Source organism: Caulobacter sp., from assembly GCF_049283275.1.
In the GTDB taxonomy this organism is placed as follows: Bacteria; Pseudomonadota; Alphaproteobacteria; order Caulobacterales; family Caulobacteraceae; genus Caulobacter.
Window position 1 is genome coordinate 1 of record NZ_JBAPVS010000051.1, and the last position, 4,542, is coordinate 4,542.

Annotated in this window: 4 protein-coding genes; 2 read left to right on the top strand and 2 right to left on the bottom strand. The window is 68.2% G+C overall.

Annotated features, from left to right (window positions below):
- Together WAL33_RS02665 and ccmA are read right to left on the bottom strand one after the other, a co-directional pair.
- Positions 1–155 (bottom strand): heme exporter protein CcmB (locus WAL33_RS02665; protein ID WP_422178228.1); only part of this gene is annotated, 155 nt, incomplete at its 3' end.
- Complete coding sequence (gene ccmA / locus WAL33_RS02670; RefSeq protein ID WP_422178222.1) at positions 152–766, bottom strand: heme ABC exporter ATP-binding protein CcmA; 615 nt, start codon at positions 764–766, stop codon at positions 152–154. The genes WAL33_RS02665 and ccmA, both read right to left, overlap by 4 nt.
- Before the next feature lie 193 nt (positions 767–959).
- Here ccmA and acnA point away from each other — a divergent pair, with 193 nt between their 5' ends.
- Both acnA and WAL33_RS02680 read left to right on the top strand, forming a co-directional pair.
- Entirely contained in the window at positions 960–3,647 is a 2,688-nt protein-coding gene (acnA, locus tag WAL33_RS02675; RefSeq protein WP_422178224.1) for an aconitate hydratase AcnA, read from the top strand.
- A gap of 158 nt (positions 3,648–3,805) precedes the next feature.
- Positions 3,806–4,522 (top strand): DUF1223 domain-containing protein, encoded by a 717-nt coding sequence (locus WAL33_RS02680; protein WP_422178226.1) that lies wholly within the window; start codon positions 3,806–3,808, stop codon positions 4,520–4,522.
- Positions 4,523–4,542 lie beyond the last annotated feature (20 nt).

Below are 4,542 nucleotides of genomic sequence, written 5' to 3' on the forward strand. Positions count from 1 at the left end.
GGGGCCAGGGACGCCAGCCGCTCGGGCGCGCGGCCGGCCGCCAGCGGCAGCAGGGTGACGACGCAGGCATAGAAGGCCAGGGCCAGCAGCGGCCCGCCGCCCTTGCCCCAGGCCAGGGCCAGTTCGCGGCGCAGGAGGACGAGGAAGGCCTTCATCCGCCCACCTCCACGACGCGGCAGGGCACGGGCAGGGGATCGTGCACGGCGGCCAGCACCATGCCGCCGGCTTCGAGGTGCTGGGCCATCAGGGCGCCGAAGCCCTCGCGGTGGCCGGCGTCCAGCGGGGCCATCGGCTCGTCCAGCAGCCACAGCGAGCGGGGACTGGCCAGCAGCCGGGCCAGGGCCACGCGGCGACGCTGGCCGGCCGACAGGCGGCGGATCTCCAGGTCGAGCAGGCGGTCCAGGTCCAGCTTCGTCGCGGCGGCCCGCGCCGAGGCCTCCGACCCGCCGGTCCAGCGGGTCTGGAACAGCAGCTCCTCCCAGGCCGAACGCGTCGACTTCAGCCCGTCGTGGTGGCCGACCAGGTGCAGGGCCTCTGACCGCGCGACCTCGGCCTCCAGCGCGCCGGTCTCGCCGTCGAAACCGATGACGCCGTGCGACGGCCGCAGAAGCCCCGCCACGGCCCGCAGCAGGCTGGTCTTGCCCGCGCCGTTGCGTCCGGTCAGCGCCACGGCCTGTCCCGCCGAAACCTCCAGGTCCAGACCCGAGAACAGCCGCCGCTCGCCGCGAACAAGACTTAAGTCCTTGATGCGAATAGCTCTCAACATAGCCCTGAAGCCCTCAAGACCCTGCCCTGCGCATGGACGTTGCCCACGGCGACGGCTAAGAAGCGCACGGCCGTCACCCTCCGCATTGGATGGGGCGTACGCGGCGCGAGGATGGACGCTGTGGGTCCGCCTCGATCGCGCGATCCCTGGAGAGGTTTTCCGGCGGCCGTGGACAGAGAAGGGATCCTTCGAAATGGCGTCTGTAGACAGCCTCAAAACCCGCCGCGAACTCGTCGTCGGCGGCAAGACCTACGTCTATTACAGCCTTCGGGCCGCTGAGGAAGCCGGTCTGACCGACATCAGCAAGCTGCCGGTGTCGATGAAGGTGCTGCTGGAGAACCTGCTGCGCTACGAAGACGGCGTCTCGGTCGACGAACCCGACCTGAAGGCCGTCGCCAGCTGGCTGAACAACAAGGGCAGCGTCGAGCACGAAATCAGCTTCCGCCCGGCCCGCGTGCTGATGCAGGACTTCACCGGCGTTCCGGCCGTCGTCGACCTGGCCGCCATGCGCGACGCCATGGTGTCGCTGGGCGCCGACCCGGCCAAGATCAACCCGCTGAACCCCGTCGACCTGGTCATCGACCACTCGGTGATGGTCGACAACTTCGGCAACCCGCAGGCGTACGACGAGAACGTCAAGCGCGAGTATGAGCGCAACATCGAGCGCTACCGCTTCCTGCGTTGGGGCTCGTCGGCCTTCAACAATTTCCGCGTCGTCCCTCCGGGCACCGGCATCTGTCACCAGGTGAACCTGGAATATCTGGCCCAGACCGTCTGGACCGCCGCCGTCGACGGCGCCGAAGTCGCCTATCCCGACACCGTCGTCGGCACCGACAGCCACACCACCATGGTCAACGGCCTGTCGGTCCTGGGCTGGGGCGTGGGCGGCATCGAGGCCGAGGCCGCGATGCTGGGCCAGCCGATCCCGATGCTGATCCCCGAGGTCATCGGCTTCAAGCTGAACGGCGCCCTGCCGGAAGGCGCGACCGCCACCGACCTGGTGCTGACCGTCACCCAGATGCTGCGCAAGAAGGGCGTGGTCGGCAAGTTCGTCGAATTCTACGGCGACGCCCTGGCCAGCCTGACCCTGGAAGACCAGGCGACCATCGCCAACATGGCGCCGGAATACGGCGCCACCTGCGGGTTCTTCCCGATCAGCGCCGCCACCGTGGCCTATCTGAAGGGCACCGGCCGCGACGCCGCCCGCGTCGCCCTGGTCGAGGCCTACGCCAAGGAGCAGGGCCTGTGGTGGGAGCCGGGCGTGCCCGAGCCGACCTTCACCGACAGCCTGGAGCTGGACCTGTCGTCGGTTCTGCCGTCGCTGGCCGGCCCCAAGCGTCCGCAGGACCGGGTGCTGCTGACCGAAGCCGCCAGCAAGTTCGCTGAAAGCCTGGTCGGCGAGTTCGGCAAGGCCGAGGCCCCCAACGCCCGCGTGCCGGTCGAGGGCGAGAACTTCGACGTCGGCCACGGCGACGTGGTCATCGCCGCCATCACCAGCTGCACCAACACCTCCAACCCCAGCGTCCTGATCGCCGCCGGCCTGCTGGCCAAGAACGCGGTGGCCAAGGGCCTGAAGACCAAACCGTGGGTGAAGACCTCGCTGGCCCCCGGCTCGCAGGTGGTCACCGACTATCTGCTGAAGGCCGGCCTGACCAAGCACCTGGACGCCCTGGGCTTCAACCTGGTCGGTTACGGCTGCACCACCTGCATCGGCAATTCGGGCCCGCTGCCCGAGAACATCAGCAAGGCCGTCAATGACGCCGACCTGGTGGCCTGCTCGGTGCTGTCGGGCAACCGCAACTTCGAAGGCCGCGTGAACCCGGACGTCCGCGCCAACTACCTGGCCTCGCCGCCGCTGGTGGTGGCCTACGCCCTGGCCGGCTCGATGAAGATCGACCTGGCCACCCAGCCGCTGGGCCAGGACAAGAAGGGCAACGACGTCTATCTGAAGGACATCTGGCCCTCGAACGAGGACATCGCCGCCCTGCAGCGCAAGTCGGTCACCGAAAAGATGTTCGCCACCCGCTATGGCGACGTCTTCAAGGGCGACAAGAACTGGCAGGGGATCAAGATCACCGGCGGCCAGACCTACGCCTGGGAAGGCGACTCGACCTACGTCCAGAACCCGCCCTACTTCCCCAACATGTCGATGACCCCGACTCCGGTCACCGACATCGTCGAAGCCCGCGTCCTGGCCGTGTTCGGCGACTCGATCACCACCGACCACATCAGCCCGGCCGGTTCGATCAAGAAGACCAGCCCCGCCGGCCAGTACCTGATCGACAACGGCGTCGATCCGCTGGACTTCAACGGCTACGGCGCGCGCCGCGGCAACCACCAGGTGATGATGCGCGGCACGTTCGCCAACATCCGCATCCGCAACAAGATCACCCCGGACATCGAAGGCGGCGTGACCAAGCACTTCCCCTCGGGCGAAGTGATGTCGATCTACGACGCGGCCATGAAGTACCAGGCCGAGGGTCGTCCGGCCGTGGTGTTCGGCGGCAAGGAATACGGCACTGGCAGCTCGCGTGACTGGGCCGCCAAGGGCACCAAGCTGCTGGGCGTCCGCGCGGTGATCTGCGAAAGCTTCGAGCGCATCCACCGCTCCAACCTGGTCGGCATGGGCGTCCTGCCCCTGCAGTTCGTCCAGGAAGGCTGGCAGAAGCTGGAGCTGACGGGCGAGGAGATCGTCTCGATCCGCGGCCTGCAGGACCTGGCGCCGCGCAAGCAGCTGATCGTCGAGCTCTACCGCCCGACGGACGGCCGCATCGCCCGCTTCCCGGTTCGCTGCCGCATCGACACCCCCACCGAGCTTGAATATTTCAAGAACGGCGGCGTGCTGAACTACGTGCTGCGCAACCTGGCCAAGGCCGACTAGGCGCGACGCGGTCAGGGGTTTCGACCCCAGACAAGATCAAGCCGGGTCCGAAAGGGCCCGGCTTTTTCTTTGTCGGCGGTGTGAAAACCTCAAAGAACTTCGCCTTCACGGCCTCGTGAACGGCCATCGGCCGCGATCTTGGCTTAAGTGCGCCGCACATGCGTCAGGCCCTGCTCTTTTCCGTTCTCGCCGCCCTCGCGGGTTTTTCAGCCGCGCCCGCGCTCGCCGCGAAGCCGCCGGTGGTCGTCGAGCTGTTCACCGCTCAAGGTTGCTCGTCCTGCGGCAAGGCCAACCAGGTCATCGCCGACATGGCCGACGACAAGGGCGTGCTGGCCCTGACCTATTCGGTCGACTACTGGGACTATCTTGGCTGGCCCGACACCTTCGCCAAGCCGGCCTTCGCGACCCGCCAACGCGCCTACGCCACGAAGTTCTCGCTGCGCGACGTGCCGACCCCGCAGGTCGTGGTCGCCGGCCGGGAACAGGCCTCCGGCGCCAAGGCCGAAGCGGTCGAAACCCTGGTCAAGGACGCCGCCAAGGCGCCGTCCAATCCGCCGGACATGGAGTTCGTCGGCGGCGACAGCCGTGTCGCCGTCGGTTCGGGTCCCGCGCCGCGGGGCGGGGGCGAGGTCTGGCTGGTGCGGTACGACCCGCGTGAGCAGGACATCGCCGTCAAGCGCGGCGACAACCGCGGCCAGACCCTGGTCCACCGCAACGTCGTGCGCGAACTGGTCCGCCTGGGGCCCTGGAACGGCCGACCCAAGCTCTATCGCCTGCCCGCCCCTACCGACGAGGCGCTGAAGACCGTGATCATCGTCCAGGGCGCCAAGGGCGGCCGGGTGATCGGGGTGCTGCAGGAAGCGGCTGAGAAGTAGAAGGTCCTCCCCTGTGGGGG